The sequence below is a fragment of the Candidatus Manganitrophaceae bacterium genome (assembly GCA_016200325.1).
Classification (GTDB): Bacteria; Nitrospirota; Nitrospiria; order SBBL01; family Manganitrophaceae; genus Manganitrophus.
In genome coordinates this window covers 1-23,169 of the sequence record JACQEZ010000007.1, presented here as the reverse complement: position 1 = coordinate 23,169, position 23,169 = coordinate 1, and the positions used below count along the sequence as shown (strand labels likewise).

At 57.3% G+C, this 23,169-nt stretch carries 25 protein-coding genes; 11 read left to right on the top strand and 14 right to left on the bottom strand.

Annotated features, from left to right (window positions below; all coding sequences use genetic code 11):
• Position 1: 1 nt before the first annotated feature.
• The 9 genes from flgB to HY282_04450 all read left to right on the top strand — a co-directional run bounded on the left by flgB (position 2) and on the right by HY282_04450 (position 6,823).
• A complete protein-coding gene (gene flgB / locus HY282_04490) occupies positions 2-406 on the top strand; it encodes a flagellar basal body rod protein FlgB (protein MBI3803000.1) in 405 nt (134 codons plus the stop codon).
• Positions 406-843, top strand: a complete 438-nt coding sequence (flgC, locus tag HY282_04485) for a flagellar basal body rod protein FlgC (GenBank protein MBI3802999.1) — start codon at positions 406-408, stop codon at positions 841-843. The genes flgB and flgC overlap by 1 nt, the downstream gene beginning before the upstream one ends.
• Before the next feature lie 16 nt (positions 844-859).
• Complete coding sequence (fliE, locus tag HY282_04480) at positions 860-1,150, top strand: flagellar hook-basal body complex protein FliE (protein ID MBI3802998.1); 291 nt, start codon at positions 860-862, stop codon at positions 1,148-1,150.
• A gap of 62 nt (positions 1,151-1,212) precedes the next feature.
• Positions 1,213-2,766, top strand: coding sequence for a flagellar M-ring protein FliF (gene fliF / locus HY282_04475; protein ID MBI3802997.1), 1,554 nt, complete (start codon positions 1,213-1,215; stop codon positions 2,764-2,766).
• 51 nt (positions 2,767-2,817) lie between these two features.
• The gene (gene fliG, locus HY282_04470) at positions 2,818-3,816 is read left to right on the top strand and encodes a flagellar motor switch protein FliG (GenBank protein MBI3802996.1); all 999 of its coding nucleotides are present in this window, start codon (positions 2,818-2,820) and stop codon (positions 3,814-3,816) included.
• Complete coding sequence (locus HY282_04465) at positions 3,803-4,438, top strand: hypothetical protein (GenBank protein ID MBI3802995.1); 636 nt, start codon at positions 3,803-3,805, stop codon at positions 4,436-4,438. The genes fliG and HY282_04465 overlap by 14 nt, the downstream gene beginning before the upstream one ends.
• Positions 4,435-5,748, top strand: a complete 1,314-nt coding sequence (locus HY282_04460; protein ID MBI3802994.1) for a FliI/YscN family ATPase — start codon at positions 4,435-4,437, stop codon at positions 5,746-5,748. Before HY282_04465 ends, HY282_04460 begins: the two co-directional genes overlap by 4 nt.
• A gap of 86 nt (positions 5,749-5,834) precedes the next feature.
• The gene (gene fliJ, locus HY282_04455) at positions 5,835-6,278 is read left to right on the top strand and encodes a flagellar export protein FliJ (GenBank protein MBI3802993.1); all 444 of its coding nucleotides are present in this window, start codon (positions 5,835-5,837) and stop codon (positions 6,276-6,278) included.
• Positions 6,275-6,823 carry a hypothetical protein gene (locus HY282_04450; protein ID MBI3802992.1) on the top strand — a complete coding sequence of 183 codons (549 nt, stop codon included), beginning with the start codon at positions 6,275-6,277 and terminating at the stop codon, positions 6,821-6,823. The genes fliJ and HY282_04450 overlap by 4 nt, the downstream gene beginning before the upstream one ends.
• Before the next feature lie 37 nt (positions 6,824-6,860).
• Here the strand turns inward: HY282_04450 and HY282_04445 are convergent, their stop codons facing one another.
• Entirely contained in the window at positions 6,861-7,940 is a 1,080-nt protein-coding gene (locus HY282_04445; GenBank protein MBI3802991.1) for an HDOD domain-containing protein, read from the bottom strand.
• Between the two features lie 19 nt (positions 7,941-7,959).
• On the opposite strand from HY282_04445, the gene HY282_04440 reads away from it, so the two are divergent.
• Together HY282_04440 and HY282_04435 are read left to right on the top strand one after the other, a co-directional pair.
• On the top strand, positions 7,960-8,025 hold the full coding sequence (locus HY282_04440) for a hypothetical protein (GenBank protein ID MBI3802990.1): 66 nt from the start codon (positions 7,960-7,962) through the stop codon (positions 8,023-8,025).
• A 153-nt stretch (positions 8,026-8,178) separates the two neighbouring features.
• A complete protein-coding gene (locus HY282_04435; GenBank protein MBI3802989.1) occupies positions 8,179-8,607 on the top strand; it encodes a hypothetical protein in 429 nt (142 codons plus the stop codon).
• A gap of 20 nt (positions 8,608-8,627) precedes the next feature.
• Here HY282_04435 and HY282_04430 read toward each other — a convergent pair whose 3' ends face one another.
• The 13 genes from HY282_04430 to HY282_04370 form a co-directional block, all read right to left on the bottom strand.
• Complete coding sequence (locus tag HY282_04430; protein MBI3802988.1) at positions 8,628-10,028, bottom strand: efflux transporter outer membrane subunit; 1,401 nt, start codon at positions 10,026-10,028, stop codon at positions 8,628-8,630.
• Position 10,029: 1 nt separating this feature from the next.
• Positions 10,030-13,206 (bottom strand): multidrug efflux RND transporter permease subunit, encoded by a 3,177-nt coding sequence (locus HY282_04425; protein ID MBI3802987.1) that lies wholly within the window; start codon positions 13,204-13,206, stop codon positions 10,030-10,032.
• Entirely contained in the window at positions 13,203-14,423 is a 1,221-nt protein-coding gene (locus HY282_04420; GenBank protein ID MBI3802986.1) for an efflux RND transporter periplasmic adaptor subunit, read from the bottom strand. The genes HY282_04425 and HY282_04420 overlap by 4 nt, the downstream gene beginning before the upstream one ends.
• Positions 14,424-14,564: 141 nt before the next feature.
• Positions 14,565-15,218 carry a DsbA family oxidoreductase gene (locus HY282_04415; GenBank protein ID MBI3802985.1) on the bottom strand — a complete coding sequence of 218 codons (654 nt, stop codon included), beginning with the start codon at positions 15,216-15,218 and terminating at the stop codon, positions 14,565-14,567.
• A 118-nt stretch (positions 15,219-15,336) separates the two neighbouring features.
• Positions 15,337-15,726, bottom strand: a complete 390-nt coding sequence (locus HY282_04410; protein ID MBI3802984.1) for a MarR family transcriptional regulator — start codon at positions 15,724-15,726, stop codon at positions 15,337-15,339.
• A 373-nt stretch (positions 15,727-16,099) separates the two neighbouring features.
• Positions 16,100-16,321 carry a DUF3562 domain-containing protein gene (locus HY282_04405; GenBank protein ID MBI3802983.1) on the bottom strand — a complete coding sequence of 74 codons (222 nt, stop codon included), beginning with the start codon at positions 16,319-16,321 and terminating at the stop codon, positions 16,100-16,102.
• Positions 16,322-16,372: 51 nt separating this feature from the next.
• Complete coding sequence (locus tag HY282_04400; GenBank protein ID MBI3802982.1) at positions 16,373-18,088, bottom strand: beta-propeller fold lactonase family protein; 1,716 nt, start codon at positions 18,086-18,088, stop codon at positions 16,373-16,375.
• 231 nt (positions 18,089-18,319) lie between these two features.
• Positions 18,320-18,526 carry a CsbD family protein gene (locus HY282_04395; GenBank protein MBI3802981.1) on the bottom strand — a complete coding sequence of 69 codons (207 nt, stop codon included), beginning with the start codon at positions 18,524-18,526 and terminating at the stop codon, positions 18,320-18,322.
• Positions 18,527-18,588: 62 nt separating this feature from the next.
• Entirely contained in the window at positions 18,589-18,741 is a 153-nt protein-coding gene (locus HY282_04390) for a DUF3309 domain-containing protein (protein ID MBI3802980.1), read from the bottom strand.
• A 254-nt stretch (positions 18,742-18,995) separates the two neighbouring features.
• On the bottom strand, positions 18,996-20,219 hold the full coding sequence (locus tag HY282_04385; GenBank protein ID MBI3802979.1) for a CehA/McbA family metallohydrolase: 1,224 nt from the start codon (positions 20,217-20,219) through the stop codon (positions 18,996-18,998).
• A gap of 36 nt (positions 20,220-20,255) precedes the next feature.
• Positions 20,256-21,281, bottom strand: a complete 1,026-nt coding sequence (locus tag HY282_04380) for a DUF3187 family protein (GenBank protein MBI3802978.1) — start codon at positions 21,279-21,281, stop codon at positions 20,256-20,258.
• A 218-nt stretch (positions 21,282-21,499) separates the two neighbouring features.
• Positions 21,500-22,822 carry a metallophosphoesterase family protein gene (locus tag HY282_04375; GenBank protein ID MBI3802977.1) on the bottom strand — a complete coding sequence of 441 codons (1,323 nt, stop codon included), beginning with the start codon at positions 22,820-22,822 and terminating at the stop codon, positions 21,500-21,502.
• A gap of 44 nt (positions 22,823-22,866) precedes the next feature.
• On the bottom strand, positions 22,867-23,169 hold a 303-nt coding region (locus HY282_04370), incomplete at its 5' end, for a hypothetical protein (GenBank protein MBI3802976.1).

The window sequence follows — 23,169 nt, the reverse complement described above, 5'->3', positions numbered from 1 at the left end:
AATGATCGAAGGGATCTTTGATAAAACAGTCGGCCTGTTGTCGGAAGCGCTCGATCTGCGGAGCGAGCGGCATCGGGCCATCGCCGCGAACATCGCCAATCAGGATACCCCCGGCTATCAGGCGATGGAGGTGAACTTCAAGGAGGCGCTCAGCACCGCCTCCGGATCTCTCCCGATCGCCCTCCACCGGACCGATCCGGCCCATCTCTCCCCGACCGGAAGCGGCCCGGCGGCTTCGCATGCCACCGTCTCGTCGGGACCTTCGCATCGGCTCGATGGGAATACGGTCAACGCGGAAAAGGAGATGGCCAAGCTGGCCGAGAATACGTTGCTCTACACCGCGTCGACCCAGATGATTATCTCAAAGTTTAGAGCGATTCAAAGCGCTATTAAGGGAGGCAATTAATGGACATTGAAAAAGCATTTTCCATATCGGCCTCGGCCCTGGATGCCCAGCGGGCCCGGTTGGATGTCATCTCCAGCAATCTCGCCAATGTCGAATCGACGCAGACAGCGGAGGGAGGCCCCTACCGACGAAAAGATGTCGTCTTCTCCGCAACACCGGGCGGAGGGACGTTTGACGAAACGCTTCGATCTCATTTCGATGGAAGCCAGCCGGGGGTCTCGGTGACCCAGATCATCCAAGACGACCGCCCCTTTAAACGGGTCTATGAGCCGCAGCACCCGAGTGCCGATTCGGACGGCTATGTTCTTTATCCGAACATCAATGCCATGGAGGAGATGGTCAATATGATCTCGGCCCTCCGCTCTTACGAAGCGAATGTCACCGCGCTGAATGCGACCAAGAGCATGGCGATGAAAGCGCTCGACATCGGCAGATAACGAGAGGAGATAAACAATGGCGATACAACCGATCGGGCCGAATCAAATCCCCCCGCCGCAAGCGGCGGGCGGCGTCGAGAAATCAGACGGCGGTTTTGCAGACACGTTGAAGGAGTCGATCCGCCAGGTCAATGACGCGCAACTGCAAGCCGACCAGGCGATCACCGACCTGACAACCGGCAAGCAACAAGATCTCCACCAAACGATGATCGCGATTGAGAAAGCCAACCTTTCTTTTGAACTGATGATGCAGGTTCGGAACAAGATTGTCTCCGCTTATGAAGAAATCTCCCGAATGCAAATTTAGTTTTGGGGAATGCTCCCCTGATTTGGGCGCGCCCTTCAGCGCGCCCCCAACCGAGGTAAACGATGGCAGAGCTTCTACAACAGATGACGACGGGGTCCTTCGCCAAAAAGGTCGCCCTGATGCTGGTTTTGGCCGCGACTTTCGCCGGCGGGGTGGTCCTCTGGCTCTGGACGCAGAAACCGGAGCTTCAAATCCTCTTCACCAACCTCTCTTCGGACGATGCCGCCTCCGTCATCAGCAAGCTCAAGGAGTCGCACATTCCTTATGAGCTGTCGGCCGACAGCACCGCCATCTCCGTCCCAGGGGAGCGGGTTCATGAGCTTCGCCTGCAGCTGGCGAGCCAGGGTCTGCCTCAAGGGGGCGGGGTCGGGTTTGAAATCTTTGATCGGAATACCTTCGGAACGACTGAATTCGTCCAGAAGCTAAACTACCGAAGGGCGTTGCAGGGAGAGCTCAGCCGAACCATCAGCCAGCTGGCGGAGGTCAGCAAAGCGCGCGTCCATCTGGTCGTTCCGGAAAAGACCCTCTTTTCCGACCGGCAAGAGCCCTCCCGTGCCTCGGTGGTCGTGACCCTCCGTTCCGGAAAACGGCTCGCGGAGGGGCAGATTCAGGGAATCATTCACCTCGTCTCGAGTAGCGTGGAGGGATTGAGTCCGCAGACGGTGACCGTCGTCGACAGCCACGGCCAGATCCTCTCCAAAACGGTCGACGGCTCCCCGACCGCCCAGATGACCTCGACCCAGCTCGATTATCAGCAGCATTTGGAGAAAGAGATTGAAGGAAAAATCCAGAGCATGCTCGAACGGGTCGTCGGCGCCGGGAAGGCGGTGGTCCGGGTAACCAGCCTCCTCGATTTAAGGCAGGTGGAGCATACCGAAGAAAAGTTCGACCCCGACACCCAGGTGGTCCGAAGCGAACAGCGCGCCCAGGAGCAGATGAACGGTACCTCCGGCGCCGCCGGTCCCTCCGGGGTTCCCGGCGTCTTATCGAATGTTCCTCCCGGGACGCAAGCGGCCGCGCCGAACGGCGCCAGCAGCAACAACAACGCTCAGAAGAAGAATGAGGTGATCAACTACGAGATCAGCAAAACGGTCAGCCGGATCATCGAGCCGATCGGGACGATCAAAAAACTCTCGGTGGCGGCGCTGGTCGACGGGACCTATGAAGCAGCCAAGGGAGATACCCCGCGCAAGTATCTCCCTCGGAACGAGGAAGAGATGAAGAAGCTGGAAGAGCTGGTAAAGAAAGCGATGGGCTACTCCGCCGAACGGCAAGATCAGATCGAGATGGTCAATATCCCCTTTGAGACGAACGCCCTTTCGGAAGAGGAGACCGCTCCGGAGCCGCCGAGCCGCCTCACCCAATGGCTCCCCTTCGCCAAATACGGCATCGGGCTGGTGGTCGGGCTGATCGCCTTCTTTTTCATCATCCGCCCTGCGCTGAAAGCGCTCCTCATCCCTTCGCCGACCTTCCAGACCGGACCGGCGCAGATGTCGGCCGGCGGGATGGGAGAGCTGCCGACGGCGACCCCGAGGACCGAGCAGATGGTTCAGATTGCAAAGCAGAACCCGCAGGCGGCGACGATGGTGGTCAAGCAGTGGCTCAAAGAGAAGTAACGGTCGGTCCGCTTCTCTCACAGAGCGCGGGTGTTTAGAGATTGAGGAAGAATGAGAAAGTTGACCGGCACCGATAAGACGGCGATCCTCTTGCTGACGTTGGGGGAAGATGTCGCCTCCGAGGTGATGAAACACCTCGACCCGAAGGAGGTTCGGAAGATTAGCGCGACGATCGCTAAGCTCTCCGACATCTCGCAAGAGGAGATCGATTCAGTCTGGAGCGACTTTGCCACCCACGCCAGCGCCGGGGCCGCGCCAAAGCTGGGAGGAAGAGACTATCTGCAGCGGGTCTTGACGAAGGCGTTGGGGCACGAGCGGGCGGCCAAAGTCATGAGCGATTTTCCGGCTTCGGAAGAGACGGGGCTGGATGAATTGAAGTGGACCGAACCGAAAGCGCTCAGTGGCTTGCTCCGGGCCGAGCATCCTCAGACGATCGCCTTGATCCTCACCCACCTCGATCCGGCGCAGGGAGGCCAAATCTTGATGCAATTTCCGGAGGAGCTCCGGGCCGACATCGGCCTTCGGATGGCAACGATTGAAGAGATCCCGCCGGGGATGATGAAAGAGATCACCGAGGCGCTTCATGGGGAGCTGCAATTCGTCGGCGGAACGCCCGGCAAGAAGGTCTCCGGGGTAAAGTTGGTGGCCGACCTGCTGAATCAGGTCGATCAGGCGACCGAGCAAGCGATCCTGACGTCGATCTCGCAAAACAATCCGGAGCTGGCCGAAAAGATCAGCCAGCTGATGTTTACCTTCGACGACCTGATTCAGCTCGACGATCGCGGCATGCAGGAGATGTTGAAAGAAGTCAGCAAAGACGCCCTCGCCGTCGCGCTCAAGGCGGCGAAAGAAGCGGTCAAGCAGAAGATCTTTAAGAACATGTCGGAGCGGGCGGTCCAGCTGCTGACCGAAGACATGGAGGCGCGTGGACCGGTGAAGGTCAGCGAGGTCGAGAAGACCCAGCAGGCGATCATCAAAATTGTGAGACGGCTCTCGGAAGAGGGAAAAATCGCACTGGGAGGGAAAGAAGATGGAGATGCTCTGGTCTAAGGTCGTCCGGGCCAAAGAGATCGAAGAGGAAGGGGTCTCGACCTACCTGTTAAAAGAGGTCTCCCCCTCCGGGCCGGGACAGTCCCCCGCCGATCAAATCGGAGGGAAGCTCTCCGCGATCGAACGCGACGCCTACGAGCGCGGATTCGCATCGGGGGAGAAAGCGGGGCGGGAATTCGGTCTCAAACAGATCGAAGCGACCCATCAGCTTCTCTCTCGTCTGCTGGAGGAACTTCAGGCGGCCAAACCGGCCCTTCTGAAAAATGCAGAAAAAGAGGTCTTACAGCTCGCCCTCGCCGTCGCCCGGCGAATTCTGCTTCCAGAAATTAGCCAGAATCCAGAACACCTTCTTGGATCGATCCGGACGGCGATCCAAAAAATGGGGCAGATCGAAACGTTGGTGATCCACCTTGCCCCTGCAGACCTCGACCGGATGCGGCGGGAGCGGGACCAGATTACAGAGTGGGCGGGAAAGATCGCGTGGCTTCGGTTGGAGCCGGACGTAAATCTCCATCCGGGAGAATGCATGATCGAGAGCAACGATCAGGTGGTCGACCTGAGAATCGACACCCAGCTCGCGGTGATTGAAGAAGAACTCTGCAAAATGGACCCGCCGGAATGAATAAAGCCACCGCGGGATACCTCGACCAGATCAAAAAGATCGATCCCTCCCCGCCCCATGGCCGGATCTCTCAGGCGATCGGGCTGGTGTTGGAAGGATACGCGTCGATCTCCGCCATCGGAGAGGTCTGCGAGATCGCTTCGGCCGGAATGAAAGAGCCCCTTCTGGCCGAAGTGGTCGGCTTTCGTGAAAACAAAATCTTGTTCATGCCGTTGGGAGAGCTGGTCGGGATCGGACCGGGAAGCGCCATTATCAGCCGCGGACGCCAAGCGACCGCCGCTGTCGGGGAAGGGCTGTTGGGAAGGGTGATCGACGGCCTTGGAAATCCGATCGACGGTAAGGGCCCGCTGAAAGGGACCCAATCGCACCCGCTCTATGTCACCCCCCCCAGCCCGTTGGAGCGGCAAAGGATCAGTCGCCCGCTCGACCTCGGCATCCGCGCGATCAATGGACTGCTCACCTGCGGAAGCGGACAACGGATGGGAATTTTTGCCGGGAGCGGCGTCGGGAAGAGCGTCCTCCTCGGGATGATCGCCCGGTTCACCTCCGCCGATGTGAATGTCATCGCGATGATCGGAGAGCGAAGCCGGGAGGTCAAGGAGTTCATCGAGAAAGACCTCGGAGAGGAGGGGCTTCGCCGCTCGGTCGTCGTGGTCGCCACCTCCGACCAGCCTCCCCTGGTTCGGCGCCGTGGGGCCTTCCTCTCGATGGCGATCGCCGAGTATTTTCGAGACCGGAATAAACAGGTCCTACTGATGATGGACTCGCTCACCCGCCTCGCCCACGCCCAACGGGAGATCGGCTTGGCGATCGGAGAGCCGCCGACCACCAAGGGATACACCCCATCGGTTTTCGCGCTCCTTCCGAAATTCCTGGAGCGGGCCGGCACCTCTTTCGGCGACGGGACCGTCACCGGCCTCTTCACGGTCCTCGTGGAGGGAGACGATCTAAACGATCCTATCCCCGATGCCGTTCGGGCGATCTTGGACGGCCATATCGTCCTCTCCCGCGACCTCGCGGCACAGAATCAGTACCCGGCGATCGACCTGCTCAACAGCACCAGCCGGGTGATGATCGACCTGATCGACAACAATCATCTCCAGCTGGCACGGAACGTCTCCGACTTGATGGCGACGTACAAAAAAGTGGAAGACCTCATCCATATCGGCGCGTACAAGCCGGGAAGCAACCCGAAGGTCGATCAGGCGCTCGCGCGATGGGATCGCATTCAAGGCTTTCTTCGGCAACGGATCGACGAGAAGGTCCCTTTCCAAGAGAGCTTGCAGGCGTTGAAGAACATTTTTATTTGACGCAGCCGTCCGGGAAGGTGCGCCGTCGGAATGGATGAGAAGCGGAGCGGATCAAAATAACCTCTCTCTGATAAGTGAGGAACAGGATGCCTCGATATCATTCAAAACTGGATGCGGTCCTTCAACAACGCAAGCATCACGAGGAGGCGCTCCAGGGGGAATTTCTGGAGATGAAACGCGCGCTGGATACTGCAGAAGAGCAGCTCCACCGGCTCCATCAGGAATTGGAAACGGCGCTGAAGGATTTTGCCGAGCAGCAAGGGGCCGGGATGGCCCCCCACGAGATGGACCTCTACTATCGATTCATCAAACAACAATATGGCCAGCTGGAAGAGCGGCGGGCGACGGTTCAACGTCTCGCCGATCAATGCGAGAGAAAACGGCAGGACCTGCTGGAGGCAACACGGGAGAAAAAAGTAGTGGAGAAAATTGAAGCGAATCGAAAAGAGTTCTACTTCAAAGGCCTCCAGAAGAAAGAGCGCGACCTCCTCGATGAGCTCGCCGGCCGCGCCAAAAAGGAATCGCCATGAAAATCCGAATGATGATCCGAATGTCGGTCCAACATGCTGTCGGGCTTGCTCTCTGGACGATCATTTTAATCGCGCCGCTCCTCCATGCCGAGACGGAGCCCCCCCCCAAAGCAGGGGCGATGATCACCCATGCGCCTCCCCCGCCCGATCCCTCCTCCCCAGCCGCCATGATCCGGGCGATCGAGCAGCGGAAGGGCGAATTGGATCAACGGGCACACGAGCTCGATCTCAAAGAGGAGCGGATTCGGCAGATGGAGCAAGAGGTCAGCCAGATGCTAAAGAAGTATTCTCAGATCCGCCAAACGCAGGAAGAGAAGGAAACGAAGAAGAAACAAGAGGACGAGAAGCAGTTGGGGCGACTCGTCAAGATGTATGAGACGATGCCGGCAGAAGAGGCGGCCGCTCGGATTGACCGGATGGATGAATCTTTTGCCTTGAGCTTGTTGGGGAAAATAAAAGAGAAAAACGCCGCCCAGATCCTTGCCGGATTAAACCCAACCAAAGCAGCGAAGCTGACAGAGAAACTGGCGAGATCTTCCCGATAGTGCAGCCCGATATAAAATAGACCGGGCCGAGACACGGTTAATGCGATCGGTCGATCTGGGCCAACATCTCTTTAATAGAGCCGATCCGACTGACCACCCGCTCCTCGTCCTTTTTAGAAAAGCGGGCCGCTTCGGCCAACCCCCCCGCGTAGAGATCTCCCTCTTCTTGACGACACCCCAGCCCAAACCGATGGCAAAATCGATTGGCGAGCGCGACGACGGCAACCAACTGCGGGCGCTCCTTTGCTTGAGAGAATGCGTGGTGATAGCGGACGACCTCCTGCAACCAGGGCTGTAATTTCCAGGCGGCGGCGACAAAGGAACCCGCATTCCCATGATATTCGGAAAGGACCGCGTCCAAGTCGGCATCGGTCAATCCGCGGTCGGCCCACTCCTGTTTTTTCTTCCCCTGGAATTCTTGATCGAGCGCCGTATAGATGATCAGCTTTCCGATATCGTGCAACAATCCGGATAAAAAGGCATCTTCTTTTTCCTTCAGCCCGGTGAGCTCCGACAACAGCGCGGCAAGGTATGCACAGCCGATCGCATGCTGATTGAGCTGCCGACACTCCTCCCGATAACGCCCGCCGGCAAACTCCTTCGAGATCATCGAGAAACCGAGCACCAAGATGCGGACCTGATCAAGCCCGATCCGCGTGATTGCCGTCGGAAGGGTCTCGAACTTATAGACCCCGCCATAATAAGCCGAGTTGGCGATCCGGATGATGTTGGAAGTGATCGCTTGGTCGTTGGCAATGATCTTGGCCAAATCGACCGAGTTGGCCCGCTCTCCCATCTGAAGAATCCGGTCGGCGACGCCCGGCATCGGCGGCACCTGGAAGTTGCTGTCACTCATCTTCTTCGCAATGACACTTCTGAGACGGCCCTGCCCCTCCTTCGAATCTGGGATCGGCACCGCCGGCGGAACGGTCGCCGGTGCGGGCGGCTTCTTGTTCAGCACCTCCATGGCCTGCTTTACGGTAAAGGCCGGCTTGACCGGAGCGGCCGGTGCGGGGCGGCTTTCATCTTCCGGAGAAACGGTCTTTTGGGCGACCGAAAGCGCGATCTCCTTTTGACAGTGCGGACAGGTGATAATCGTCTGTGGAGGCTGTTCCATACCGATGGGCCTTCTGTAATTGAGATCGCGCGGCGCTGCACGAACGGCATCGATAGCCGTTTTACGACTTAAGGCCAAAGTATAACATATGAAGACAGGATGACCTCCTCCTTACGTTGAATACGCTTCAGGTCCTAATATTAAACAGGGAGTAGACTCGGTCATCGGACCCGTTTGATTTTGGCTTGCCTTTTAAGGAAGGGTTGGTATACTGGTCGCCATAAAAAGGAGCCGACCAATGTCCTTAAGAATGACCCCGAAACGGAACCCTCTTCTTTTCGCCCTGCTCTTCGTCCTTTGGGTGATCGCGAAGGATCAGAAATCAGAGGCAAGGGAGGCTAAATTTAAAATGGAAGTCCTTCAGCGTGAGGGCGGGCCGGTCGTTTCAAAAATATGGACCGTCGCGAATACGCTGATCATCACCGAGCCCCTCTCCCTTCCGGGAAAATGTCAGAAAGTCGCCGGGGAGGTAAATATTCAGGGAAGAAAAATTTTCGTCAAAGTAAAAGCTTCAGAGAAGGAGCCGGCCAAGGAGGGCGATTGCGCCGAAGGGGCCAATCCGACCGGGGTCAAGATCACCATTCCGGCGCTTCAAACCGGAGATTTCTCCGTCAACCTTGAGACCCCCCAAAGAGAACTCACCGATACCATTAAGGTTGATTGGTAAAATCGATCACCCCCGGCCGGTTAACGCAGCCTCCCTTCGTTCGTCCACCCCCCTCCCAGCGCTTTATAAAGTTGAACGATCGAGGCGAGATGAAGACGGCGGGTCGCCGTCAGCGCGAGCTGCGCATCAAAGAGATTCCGCTTTGCCGTGAGCACGTCGAGATAATTTGAAATTCCTCCTTGGTATCTGACCTCCGCCAAATGCAGGGCCGACTGAAGCGCCTCGACCTGGACCTCCTGGGCTTTGGATTGCTCTTGCGACGTGCGGACTGCGACGAGCGCGTCCTCGACTTCCTTAAATGCAAAGAGGACCGTCTTCTCATAGAGCGCCAACACCTGCCGCGCCTGTGCTTCGGCAACCTGCTGTTCATAACCCAGGGTTCGCGCATTGAGGATCGGAGCGACCAGTCCCACGCCGATCGACCCGAAGTCTCCCTTCCCCAGATCGACCAACTGCGGGCTGGCCACCCCGAGCACGCCGGTCAGGCTGATCGTCGGAAAACGGGAGGCCTTGGCAATGCCGATCCGGGCGGTCGCCGCGGCAAGCGCCTCCTCCGATTGCAGGATGTCGGGCCGGCGTTGGAGCAGCTCGGAAGGGAGGCCGGCCGGCACTTCCGGCGGCATCTTCTGCTCGGTCAGCGGGCGGCCCCGGGGGATCTGGCTCGGATTTCTCCCGAGAAGGACGCTGAGCTCACTCTCCTTCTGAGCAATCTGCCGGGTCAGCTCCGCCGAACGCGCCGCGGCATTGGCCCGTTCCGCTTCAAATTGGTCGGCGTCGAGCCGAGAGGTCACCCCTTGCCGAAGCCGCGCCTTGGCGATTCCCGCCGACTCCTCCCACGACTGAAGGGCGTTTTTCGCAATCTCCAACTGCAGGTCGAGTTGACGGAGGTCAAAATAGCTTTGGGCGACGCTGCTCACCAGCTCCAAGATCACGGCGCGCCGATTTTCTTCCTGCGCCAACAGATCGGCGCGCGCCGCTTCGTTCGACCTTCGAATCCGGCCCCAGATATCGAGCTCCCACGTCAGGTTCCCTTGAATGTAATAATTGGTTGCGATGGCCGACCGAGGGATCGTCACCGCATGCAGCTTTCCGAAGGGGGCATTCGCACTGACGGTCAATTGCGGGGAGAATGCAAATTCTCCCGCCCCCAATCGGGCCTGGAATTCTTCGACCACGGCGGCCGCTTGCTGCAGATCTTTGTTCTCCTCTAATGCGATCCGGACCAGCTTCTGGAGTTCTTCATCCTGCAAGAGCTGCCACCAGGGAAGATTGGCGATCGACTGCGTCTCTTGCGCCGAAGCGGCCATCCGGTAAGATTCCGGAATGGGAAGATCGGGACGTCGGTAATCGGGCCCCATCGCGCAGGCGGACAATCCCATCGCAAGAAGGGCCGAGATCCAAAGACGGATGGATCGACGCATCTCAGTGCCCCCCATCGACGTGGACCGGAGTCGGCTCCGGCTCTGGGGTCGGCTCTGCCGCACGCCGAGGAACGCTCCGCCGCGTGAACCTCCGGATCGTCACGAAAAAGAGCGGGGTGAAAAAAATCGCGAGGAACGTCTCCGCGAACATCCCGCCGAAGACGCCGGTGCCGATCGAATGACGGCTCGCCGCCCCGGCCCCTTTCGCCAAGACCAGCGGCGTCACCCCGAGGATGAAAGCCATCGAGGTCATGATGATCGGCCGGAAGCGGAGGCGGGAGCCCTCGATCGCCGCTTGGGCCGCCGGCATCCCCTCTTTGTATCGTTGGTTGGCAAATTCCACGATCAGAATCGCATTTTTAGCGGAGAGCCCGATCAGCGTGACCAATCCGATCTGAAAGTAGATGTCGTTGGTCAGCCCCCGGATCCAAACGGCCGACAGGGCGCCGAAGATGCCAAAGGGAACCGCGAGATTCACGACAAACGGAATCGACCAGCTCTCGTACTGCGCGGCGAGAACCAGAAAGACCATCAGGAGGCCGAACCCGAACGCCAGGAGCGACTGTCCCCCGACTTTGCGCTCTTGATACGAGATCCCGCTCCAGTCGAAGGTATAGCCTTTCGGAATCAGCACCTCGCGTGCCGTCCGCTCCAGCGCGTCGAGCGCCTGGCCCGAGCTGTATCCCGGCGCGGCGCCTCCGAGCAAAAGGGCGGAGTTCAGTCCGTTGTAATGGGTCACCGGGTCGGGCCCGCTGGTATATTCGGTCGTGACGACCGTGCTGAGCGGAATCATCGACGTGTTCTGCCCGTTCTGAGCCCGGACATAGAGATTCGCGATGTCCTCCGGTTTGGAGCGGTATTGCGGCTCGGCTTCGGTCTGAACCCGAAAGACCCGTCCCGATTTGATAAAATCATTGATATAGAGGTTCCCGAAATAGGCCTGCATCGTATCGAAGACGTCGGAGATCGACACCCCCAGCGCCTTGGCCCGCTCCCGATCGACGCGGACATAGAGCCGCGGGGCGCTGACCCGGAAATTGGTCCCAATCGCACCGATCGCCGGGTTTTGCTTCGCCTTGGCGATAAACTCCTGGGCCACCGCGGAGAATTGTCGGTAATCTCCCCCGCGCGGGTCTTGCAACTGTATGGTGAAACCGCCGGTGGCGCCGAGCCCTCGGATCGGCGGGGCATTAAAGGCAAGAATCATCGCCTGGGGGATTTTTGCAAACTCCCCATATGCGGCGCCGATGACCGCCTTCACATGGTTCTGCGGGCCTTTCCGCTCCTCCCAATCTTTTAACGGCAAAAAGATCGTCGCCGCGTTTGGTCCGCGGGTGCCGAAGACGAAATTCTGCCCCGACAAGACGTTGGTAAATTTCACCTTCGGATCGGCGAGAAAGTATTGCTCCAGTTTTCTCAAGACGGCATCGGTCCGCTGTTTGGAAGCGCCGTCGGGAAGCTGGACCACCCCGATAAAATAGCCTTGGTCCTCTTCCGGCAAAAAACTGTTCGGAATCAGCCTGAACATGCTGATCGCTAGAAAGACCACCACGCCGAAGACCCCCAGGAAAATCAGCGATCGTCGGATGATCCCCGCCACCGCGGCGCTGTAACGGTCACGAACCCAATCGAAGACCTGATTGAACCATCGAAAGAAGAACCCCTTCTGATCATGTCCCGGCTTGAGGATGATGGCGCAAAGGGCCGGGCTCAGCGTCAGGGCGACCAGCCCCGAGATCGACACCGACATGGCGATCGTGATCGCGAACTGTTTGTAGAGCTGACCGGTGATTCCCCCCAGGAAAGCGACCGGGACGAAGACGGAGCAGAGGACGAGGACGATGGCGATCACCGGCCCGGTCACCTCCTGCATCGCTTTTCTCGCCGCCTCCTTCGGTGAAAGGCCGAGCGCCATATGGCGCTCGACATTCTCCACCACCACAATCGCATCGTCGACGACGATACCGACCGCCAAGATCATCCCGAAAAGGGTCAATGTGTTGATTGAAAATCCGAGCGCTTGCATCCCGGCAAAGGTGCCGATGAGAGAAACCGGCACCGCCACGGCCGGAATCAACGTTGCCCGCCAGCTTTGGAGGAAGACGAAGACGACCAAAAGAACCAAGATCATCGCATCACGGAGGGTCTTGATCACCTCATCGATCGAGACCCGGATGAACGGCGTCGTATCGAACGGAATTTCCCAGCTCACGCCGGTCGGAAAGCTCTTTCCCATTCGCGTCATCTCGGCCCGGACGGCATCCATCGCTTGAAGTGCATTCGCCCCCGGAGAAAGGAAGGTGATGATATAGACCGATGGCTTCCCGTTTTTCCGCGCCTCAAGCGTATACGATTGAGCGCCGAGCTCCACACGGGCGACATCCTTGAGCCGGACCATCGACCCGTCCGGCAAAGCCCGGATGATCAGATCCTCAAAATCCTTGACCTCGGTGAGGCGGCCCTGCGTGATGACCGGAAAGGTCAGCTCCGTCCCCTGCGGCGCCGGCTCCCGGCCGACGATCCCGGCGGGGAAATCTCGGTTCTGATCCCGGACGACATTCGCAATGTCGGTCGGGGTCAGCTTCAGCTGGGCCATCCGAACCGGATCTAAAATCAGCCGCATGCTGTAGTTTTGTTGGCCGAAGACGGCGGCGTCGCCGATGCCGGGGACCCGCCGGATGTTGTCGAGCACCTGGAGGGTGGCAAAGTTGGAGAGAAAGAGGGTGTCATATCTCGGATCGTCGGAGCTCAAGGCAACCACCGCCAGCAGATCGGGCGAGACCTTCTTGACCGTCACCCCCTGGCGGGTGACCTCCTGCGGAATCTGCGGCTCCGCCAACTTCACCCGGTTCTGCGTCTGCACCTGTGCGATGTCGACGTTGGTCCCGATCTCGAAGGTCAGCTTGATCGACATGTGGCCGTCGTTGGTGCTGGTGGAGTCGAAATAGAGCAGCCGATCGATCCCCGAGAGCTGGACTTCGATGGGGCGGGCAACCGAATCAGCGACAATCTCGGCGCTGGCCCCCGGGTAATCGGCGTCGATCTGCACGACCGGCGGGGTAATTTCAGGAAACTGGGCGATGGGGAGCGCCTTCATCGCCAAAAGGCCGATGACCACGATCACGATCGAAATCACGGAGGCGAAAATCGGCCGGTCGATAAAAAAGCGCGAGTTCATCGGGTTCCCTCCTTCTTCGCTTCCAGCTTTTGGGCCGGCGGCGAGGCGACGTTCTCGGCCACGGGAACCGGTTTCACCGTCGCCCCCGGCATGATCCGCTGGATCCCTTCCACGACCACCCGCTCTCCCGGCTTCAGCCCGCTTTCCATCAGCCACTGGTCCCCCCTCCAGGCCGTTGCCTGGACGTCGCGGACCTCCACTTTGTTGTCCGCTCCGATCACATAGACGATCGATCCCTTTGCCCCCTGTTGCACCGCCCGCTGAGGAACCAGGATGGCGCCGGTTCGGGTGTATCCCTTGACCCGAACTTTGAGGAACTGTCCCGGAAGGAGAATCCGCTCCGGATTCGGAAAGACAAACCGCCCCTGTCTCGACCCGGTTTCGACATGGTAGACGACGTCGGCAAAATCCAACACCCCTTCATGCGGATAGGTGCTGCCGTCCGAAAAAGTGATGATCCCCCGGAGATGATAAATATCGGGCTGCTCTCCTTTTTTCTCCGCGATCTCTTTGCGCCGCTGCAAGAAGTAGCTCTCGGGCGCGTTGACGGTCACATAAATCGGATTCACCTGATGAACAACGGTGAGCAGATCGCTCTGGGCCGACACCAGGCGCCCTTCATACACCCGCGTCCGCTCGATCATCCCGGTAATCGGGGCAAGGATGAGGGTGTTGTCGAGATCAAACTGCGCCTTCGCTAAATCCCCCTTAGCCCCTTCCAGCACGGCGGCCGCGGTCAGCTCCTCTGAAGCGGCGTCATCGACCTCTTTCTGGCTGACCGCCTGATCATTGAGGAGCGGCCGGAGGCGATTGATGTTCTGTTTCGCCTGGGCCAACCGGGCGTCGGATTGGGCCACCCTCGCCTTCGCGCTTGAAAAGGCGGCCTGAAAAGGAACCGGATCGATCTGGTACAATCGGTCCCCTTTCTTAACCTCACGGCCTTCTTGGAAAAACCTTTGCTTGATAATGCCGGTCACCTGGGAACGGATCTCAACCGGCCGCGACGACTCCGCTTGACCGATGAACTCCGGATCATCCGGGATGTTCTGAGCGGTCACGGTCATGACGGCCACTTCCGGCGGAGCGGGCGGAGGGGGCGCAGAGGCAACCTCCTTTTTGCAGCCGGCCAATCCGGCGACTCCGATGAAAAGGAACAGGGCGATCGTTGACCTCACCCTCCGGATACGCTGAAACGACTCAGGATCCTCCAAATTCATTTTCTTTGTACCGAGTCGTTTCTCCCCCATCGTTCCTTCTCCTTTTCAAAGTCGTGATCCGTCTTTTTACGAACGCGTGTACAACCGGCACTAATGTACTATTGAAAGCGGCCGACCGCAATATTACGTCCCTTGTCCCGCTCAGCCGTTCGATTCCGCTCTTTGTTCTTTCAGCACCGTCTGAAACGCTCCGATGAAGACCTCTACCGGTTGCGCTCCCGAGATGGCATATTTTCGATTAAACAGAAAAAAGGGGACCCCTGTCACGCCGAGAGAAGAGGCCTCCTGTTCCTCTCGACGGACTTCCGAGCGGTAATCGCCTTCCGCGAGCAGATGCTGCACCTCTCGCGGATCGAGGCCAAGTTCGGCGCCGATCCGCTCCAGGACCTTCGGATCGGCGATGTCTTTGCCGTCGGTGAAGTGCGCCGCGAAGAGACGCTCTTGCGCCAGGTCTTGGAGTTGATGTTTTGCGGCAAGGTGACTCAACCGGTGTGCATCGAATGAAGGCGTCCGAATGAGCCGGTCGAAATCAAAATACAGTCCGACGGCGGCCCCCTTTTGGGTCACCTGTTCGGTCATCTGTTTTGCCCATTCGAGACTCTGCCCATACTTTTTGGAGAGCATCTCGTAAACATTCTGCTGAGGATCTCGCGCGGCGCTCGGGTCGAGCTCGAAACTCTTCCAAGTCACCCGGACTTCATTACGGTATTCGAACCGGCTCAACGCGATATCGAGATGGCGCTTTCCGATATAGCAGAACGGACAGACGATGTCGGACCAAATTTCCAGGTCAATCAAAGCAGCTCCCAAAGCAGCTCCCAAAGCGGAAAGCGGCTCCTTTTCGGTGTCTCATCAATTTTTGTTTCCCTTTTTCCCAGATTATTCATATATGAACCTATTGGGCAAAAAAAATTTACTTCAAGAGGTCCAGCCCCTGCTTCAGCGTCTTGGAATCGACTTCGGAAAATGCCTTTGCAACTTCGTCTTTTATCGCTCCGACTCGCCGCGCACCGGCGGCCTGGCGCTCCCGACCGAGCTTGGTCACAGCCGCCCTGATACTCCGACGGTCTTTCGGGTCCTCCACACGGAGGACGAGCCCGTCGGCCTCCAGCCGGTCGACCAGCTGGGTGATGTTGGATCGGACGCAGGTCATCTGTGCGGCAAGCTCACTCAAAGGGAGCGGCTCACCGGCCTTCATCAGTTGCGTAAGCGCCCCATATTTCGGCAATGACAGTCCGACCTGACTCAAGGCTTCTTCAAGTCTCCTCTCAATGTGATTTCCGATCTGGATAAATAGGAACATCACCTCGCAACGGGACGGACTCGGATCTTGAATCTGGGGAGACAGTTCATTCATACATGAACTATATAACCCTGAAGCGTTGCCTGTCAAGGGCAATTATTTCCACCCCTTGCTCCAGGCTGACAAGATCGCCGAGCCAGTCCAACGGATCAAACGAAGCGGGAGTCGGTTTCAGTCAGATCACCGAGGGACAGGCAAATAACAAGGGCGCTCCCGGATCGGGAAACCAGCGCAGGCAATTTATCGGAACACCTTAAAAACGACAGGAAAGAATGGTTGCCCCCGCTTCGTGTTGACATTGAATTTGATAAAAGGGGGGTCGAGGGATCCGTTGATTGAGGAGATCCCCTTTGATTCAGCGGGTCGATCGATTTTATGCTGCCTTCTTGGGACGCAGGAGGTCTCTCACCCGCCGGCTTACAAGGATGGATAAAAATTCTTTAATCCGAGCCTGCTTCCTGAGCTCCTTTAATATCCTCTCATAGAGCGCGCCGATCTCCTCCAGCGGAATCCGCAGCTCTCTCGCCAGCCTTTGTTTTGCGGAAAAATGGCGGGCCTGTTCCTTGTCATCCTCGTAATATTTGACCATCGCCATAGCGCGTATCCCTCTTCGGCTCCTCCATTCAGACCAGCGCTGAATGGAGAATCACTGGCGGCCGCCGGTTACTTTGACGGCCCGCGTTTGACTGCCGGCACCGATTTCCCCAATCCGGGTTAATTGCCCACTGATCGAATTAATCTCGTATTCGAAGATATTGTCGGAATTCAGGTTCGCGACATAAACGAAGCGGCCGGAAGGATCGGCGGTGATCGACCGCGGCGCCTCTCCGGCCGGGATCGACCCGAGACTCCTTAAGGCACCGGTGCTGGTGTCGATCCGATACATCGAGACATCATTGGTGGCCGAATTCGCCACATAAGCAAATTTTCCGGAAGGATCGATGGCGATCGAGAAAGAATGATAGCCCGCCGCAACGGTCCCCTTCTTCGTCAGCTGGCCGGTCTTCGGGTTGATCTGATACCACCAGACATCGCGCGACTCGTAGTTGGCCACATACGCAAATCGACCGGAGGGGTCGATCGCCACCGAATTCGGATTCGTTCCCGCCGCCGCGTTTTCGACATGGGTCAACGTCCCGGTCGAGGAATCGGCAGTATAAACGGAGATCGTGTTGGAAATGTTATTCGCGACATAGACGAATCGGCCGAGCGGATCGGCGGCGATCGAGATCGAGGCCGTTCCGGCTTCGATCTTTCCCGACACGGTCAGCTTTCCAGTCTCCGAATCGATTCGATAGATCCAGACTTCGGGAGAGGAGTTTTCGTTTACCACATAGGCAAATTTTCCGGCCGGATCGACCGCGATTGAGTAGGGTCCAATGCCGGTATTGACCGCCCCGGTCGCGCTGAGGAGTCCCGTCGCAGTATTGACGCGATACATCGAGACCGTGTTCCCTCCAAAATTCCCCGCATAGACGAACCGTCCCGACGGATCGGCTGCGACCGTATAGGGCTGATCTCCTGCGGCGATGGAGCCGGCTTTCCGCAGCACGCCGGTGGTCGCATCGACCGTATAGATCGACATATTATTTGAAATGGAATTCACCGCATAAGCAAACCGCGGAACGATGACCCAGGGAATCACTTTCACCGTTGCCGAAGCGACTTGGTTTGGATCCGCTTCACTCGTCGCGACGATGTGATACGTCCCGACCGTGTTGGAGGCGGTATAAGTGCCGTCGGCTTGAATCGCCCCGCCGGCGGAACCTTCTTTGACCGTCCAAGTAACCGTTACATCGGCACTCCCCGACACATGCGCCGTGAAGCGGTGGCGCTCCCCTGAATGGAGCGTGAAGGCCGGAGGGTCAATTGTCACAGAGAGCTGCGGCGCAGGTGGCGGCGGTGGCGTCTCTGCTGGTGGTGGCGTCTCTGCTGGTGGTGGCGTCCCTGATGGTGGCGGCGGCGCTGACGGAGGAGGCGGCGCTTCAATGATCACCTCGCTGACGGCGAAGACGGCCGGATCGGTCTCATCGGCTGCGACGACATGGTAGGTTCCAGTTACGTCGGGGGCGGTGTAGGTACCATCGGGGGTAATCGTCCCCCCTTGCTCCCCCTCTTGTACCTTCCAGAGCACGGCGGGATGGGGATCTCCGGCGACATCGACCTGAAAGATCTGTGTCCCCCCGACAGAAAGCGCGACCTTCTGCGGAATGATGCCGACCGTGACAGTTGGAGACGCCGCGGGGGGTTCTGCAACCGGGGGCGTAGGCGTAATCGGGCCGATTGAATCGGACCCCCCTCCACCACACGCTGCGAGCCAGCCAGCCATTAAGAATAATAGAATGAGGAAACTTTTTTTCACTCGACCATTATCCCTGATTTATCTTTAATTTCAATCGAAGCGTCTATCATTTATTAAATAAAAATAAAGATCTGACTTCTATTTTTTCATTATAAAAATCTCATGTTATCAATCGATCAAAAGGAGATGAACATCCGGTAAATTCTTCCGTAAGATCGATCTCGGGTAAACGATAACGGCGTAGGGGCGAAGTCCCCTACGCCGTTATCGGCGCTTTTGGAATAAGCGGGGTTAAGCCGCGCGGTCCTGCTCTTCGAATGCTTTCAACTGCGCTTCCGCCTCTTCTTTGGCAATTCCATATCTCTCTTGCAACTTGCCGATCAGCGTATCCCTTTTGCCACTGATGACCTGGATGTCGTCATCGGTCAACTTTCCCCATTTCTCTTTAATTTTGCCTTTGAACTGCTTCCAATTTCCTTCGATTTGATCCGAGTTCATTATATCCTCCATGAAAAGGTAAAAGCGGACGTTGTGTCACCCAGCCCTTCCCTGGGCCGGCTTTAGAGCCGTCCGGTCAGCAATAGGATGACCAGGATGAGAACAACCAAGCCGACTCCGCCGCTTGGATAGTAACCCCAGCCGGCACTGTAAGGCCAGGTGGGGAGTGCGCCGACGAGCAATAGAATCAACACAATTAACAAAACGGTACCCATATTTTTTTCTCCTTTATGTGCGTCTCGGACGATTCACAAATCGCCTTTTTTATCGACTCGTACCGAAAAAACAAAGGGCGATCCGGCGCAAGACACGCTGATACACGCCTCCCCCCAAGATTAGCAATTCATGTGCCAGCAGAGCTACAGGGGAGGGATACGCAGTTCGAGGATTAGACCGATTTGAGAAGCGTGTTATCATGAAGTCGCAAATGTTTTCCGACCCCCCGGTCTAATCGAGCTCGCCCATATTTTTAAACAATGTAGATCGGATTCGAGATGATCCAGGGGTATTGATCCCACTCGATTTGAAGCGACACCTCCACCCGATAGATCCCTTTTTGCGACACCGGATGAATGAGGCGGGTCGAGGCGACTTTGTCGATCACCTCGCCATTGCGGTAGAGCCGAATTTCTCCGGCTTGCGGGGTTTGCACGGTGAGTGTCAGACCGGGCGTCTGGGGAACCGCTTCTCCCATCATTCCAATAATTCCGCCAATAATCCCGCCAACGGTCCCGCCCATCCTCCCACTACCGGCCGCGGTTTTTGCGGCGAGGAACTGAAATCCGGTCGCATCGGCCAGCAGCCCGAAAGAGAGATAACTGCGTCCGGCCTGGAGCGCTTCGAGTAGTGGACGTTCCTCGAGGGCCGTCGCCAAGAGATGGGTCTGAACGTATTTGAAGTCGAGCGGATAGGGATCGAGCTGTCTTCCGAGAAACCTCACATTTTGATGGGCGTCATTTCCGGCGATCCCAACCAGTTTCCTCTTCTGGAGCAATCGGTCCCATTTTGACAAATAATAATCGGGCCGAGACAAAAGGGTTAAGAAGACCTCCTCCGGATAATCTTTCCATGAAGTCAGCACATCCATCGCGAGCCAGGGGGCTTTCCAGGCTTGCGCATAAACGGTGTCGGCGATATCATAAATTTCCATTCCATCAATCCCCTCCACCTCCCACGATTTAAAGAGCCACGGATGGGCGACAAAAGCCAATCCCCCTTGCGCTTTGATTTCCGTCACCGCCTCCTGAATCGACAGACGGTGTCCGTCGATATATTCTTTGATGTTGATCGCCAGCAGCGCTTGTCCCCCCTTGATCAGCTCGGCCCCTCGAATCACCAGCAGATCGTCATACTTTCCCCAAATTCCCTCCGTGAAGATTCTGCGGGTATTATGATCGGTCGTCATCAAAAACTGGAGGCCCGCTTCCCCGGCGGCGCGAAAGATCTCCTCCGGGCTTCCCTGACTGTCGCGGGAGAGGTGGGTGTGCAGGTGGATCACCCCCTTCAAATCGAGGAGGCCCGACAAAGAAGGAACGGCTTTTCGATCCCGCTGAAGGATCTCGATCTGTTTTTGCAGATGCCGGTTCGAATAACGGATGGAGTATCGGCCGAAAGAGGAGAGGGCGGCCAAGGTGGACGCGCCCAGCGCGATGCCGGAGAGAAATTCTCTTCGTCCTATTTTTTTGTTCCTCATAGACGAGAAGCGTTCCGGTGATTCACAATCAGAAGCCTAGAAGCGGTAATACGTCCCCACATGAATTCCAAAATCAGGGCTGTTCTTAAAATGAAATAGGTTTTCGATCAACGCGAACTGCAAGAACCATCGTTGTGAGAGGGCGTGTTCTATACCGATATTGAGCTCATCGCTGAACTGGGAGAGTTCCACGTCATCTTGGGCAATTCCCGAGTTGATCATGTTTTGTAAGATAAGGGCGGTGCTCTGCCAAGGGTGGTATTCTACACCGGAGGAAGCGGTCCACTTGGTCGCCTTGAGCGGAATGCCGACGAAATCACGATTGCCGAACCAGATATAGCCGCCGTTGATGTAAAAATAAAAATCTCCGAACCGTTTTGCCAGAAGCAGCGCAATCCCGACATCGGAGCCGCCCGTTCCGGAGAGGTTTGTGCGACGGCCGGTCGGGAGAGAGACGGACAGATTCAGCGCCGCCGCCGGGAGACGGCGCCCGCCGCAGGTCAGCGTGTATTGAGAGGAAAGCACCGTATCTTCCAAGTCGATCCCCGATCGATAGAAGACAAACGTCGATTCATCGTTCCGATGGAACTCGATCAGCTGCCGATTGCGGGGAAACTTCTCCCGATCCATATTGCTCAGTCCGAAGAGTTGATGAAACCCCTCGATCGGCCGGTCGAGGGTTCCCCCTCCCCTCAGAAGAAACGACATCTCGACCCCGATTTGAAACCGCTCGGTGAACGCATGGTTAAGTCTGCCGGTTCCCTGAAGCGTCTCGCTGTCGATGAGGTAGTGCCCCTTCGAGAGGGCCCAGTCATTGACCCAGGTCGACGAAAACCGCGCTTCCCACCGCCCGGCCGGGAGGGTAGAGGGGGCCGCCGGCGTCGGATTCAGGTGGAGCATTTGATAGAATGACTGCCCCTGGACATCGATCGGTCCGAAACCGACGTTCTCGGAACAAGGGTGCGCTTCCCCCGCCTGAGCGAACCGGGCGAAAAGGAGGGAAATGGAAAAGATTCCCACGACGACCCAAAGGCCTCTGCTGCCGTTGCCTCCCATCCCCATCCAACCGTCATAGTGCGAGAAACAGAACAAAGCGCTGGCGCGATACGCGCATCACGGAAAGGTGCATCTCGTCAGAGTGGGCCGGCCTCGGCCGGCCTGGGGACTCACTTCACAAATGAGACGGCGAAACGAAGATAGAACAAATAAAAGAAGTCACAATTTCAGTTATAGACTGTCGGGAGGAAAAGTGCAATGGAGCGGTTGTTGGCGGGCGGGGGCTATTTTTTTTCGATCGTGAAATGATCTTCAATTTTGCCGCTGTTGTCGATGAACGTCCCATTAAGGCGGTGATGATCGATATCGAGGACGAGGGAACCCAACACGCCCAGAGAGGTAAACATGGCGGGGTAATTTAAATCACCTCGGCCCGTGTGCCCGGCGCTTCCGGCCACAACATAGACGGTTCCTTGATGCCCCTCCCGTTTCCCCGGTTTGACATAAGGCCCGGTTCCATCGGCGCGTCCGTCTCCGGAATTGAGGATCATCTCTTTTGTGAAGGTGCTCGAAGGGCCATAATGACCATTGATCAAAAAGGAGCGCTCGTAAGAGTGACTGTGGCCGGAGAGAACCAGATCGACCCCCCTTTCCTCTAAGATCGGCAGCGCGTTCTTCCGCATATCAATCAGCTGATCCTCCACATCGGAATTATGGGACCCCTTACTGTAAGGGGGATGATGCCAATACGCGATGAGCCATTCGGAGCGGTTGGCGGCGAGGTCTTTCTTGAGCCAGGTCAACATCGGACCGCGGACAGAGCGATCGTTCTGATTTGAATCGAGCGAGACAAAATGAATATTGCCGTAATCGAACGAGTAATACGCCTCGGTTCCGGAAGCGACCCCTCCCGCCTCGCCCGATTGGGGGAGGGTGAAAATATCAAAGTAAGCGCTTTTTTTGCTGGAGAAAAACCCGCCGCTCGTGTCGTGATTGCCGATGGTCGGCCAGAGAGTGGTATTGGGAAGAAGGGTCGGGTAGATGTCAAAGAGGGCCGATTGATAACTCTCATCCGCCCCGCGTGGATACGCATTGTCTCCGAGCATCAGCCAGAGGTCGGCGCGATGGCTTCCGGCATAAGAGAGGTAGGCATCTCGTACCGATTTTGCGCGTGGATCGCCTGTTCCGGAGTCGCCGACGACCCAAATGCGGGTCGGTGTCGAGCGGCCGGCCGGAGGGGCGGTCACGAAGAAATGCGACGGATCTTTTCCCTCTAAAATTCCGCCCGCCGCCCCGATCGCATAGTAGTACGTCGTCTCAGGCGTCAGTCCGGTCACTGAGAGCGCATGATCGGTTGTCCCTTTTTTCTCTTCGATCATCTGTTTTAAATCGGTCGGCGCCCTGCCGAGCCATACCTTGCCGATCGACTTCTCCGCCGTCTTCCATCGGATAATGATGCTCGAAGAGGTCATGTCTTGAAGATAGGCGCCGCGACTGATCGTGGCCGCCGTTTCAGGTATCGACTGTGACAGGGCGATGAAACGGACCAAGAGCAGAGAAAAGACGATGAAGATGATCTTAATGGATCGAATCGAAGGGGACGGCATCATTTACCGAAGGAGGTTTTTACGATATTGGAAAAAGCTCTCTCTTATCCCCCCTTTTGAGCGACGATGAGGATTTGATTGCAGAAATGATTGAGGGGGAAGAAATCGAGTTTGCGGCCCAGCGCATAGCCGATTTTTTTATTGGCTCGGGCCACACGCGCGAGCCCCGGCAGCATGATACCGACTTTCTTCACAATTGTCATCCCATCAAATAAGGCTTTGACCTGCTTGGGCCAGATCACTAGATGATCGCGTCGAATGGCCCAGAGAAGCACTCCGGCAAAGGGGCTGTTGAACTCCACGATGAAGCGCCCTCCGGGCTTTAAGATCCGCTTTACTTCCTGTAG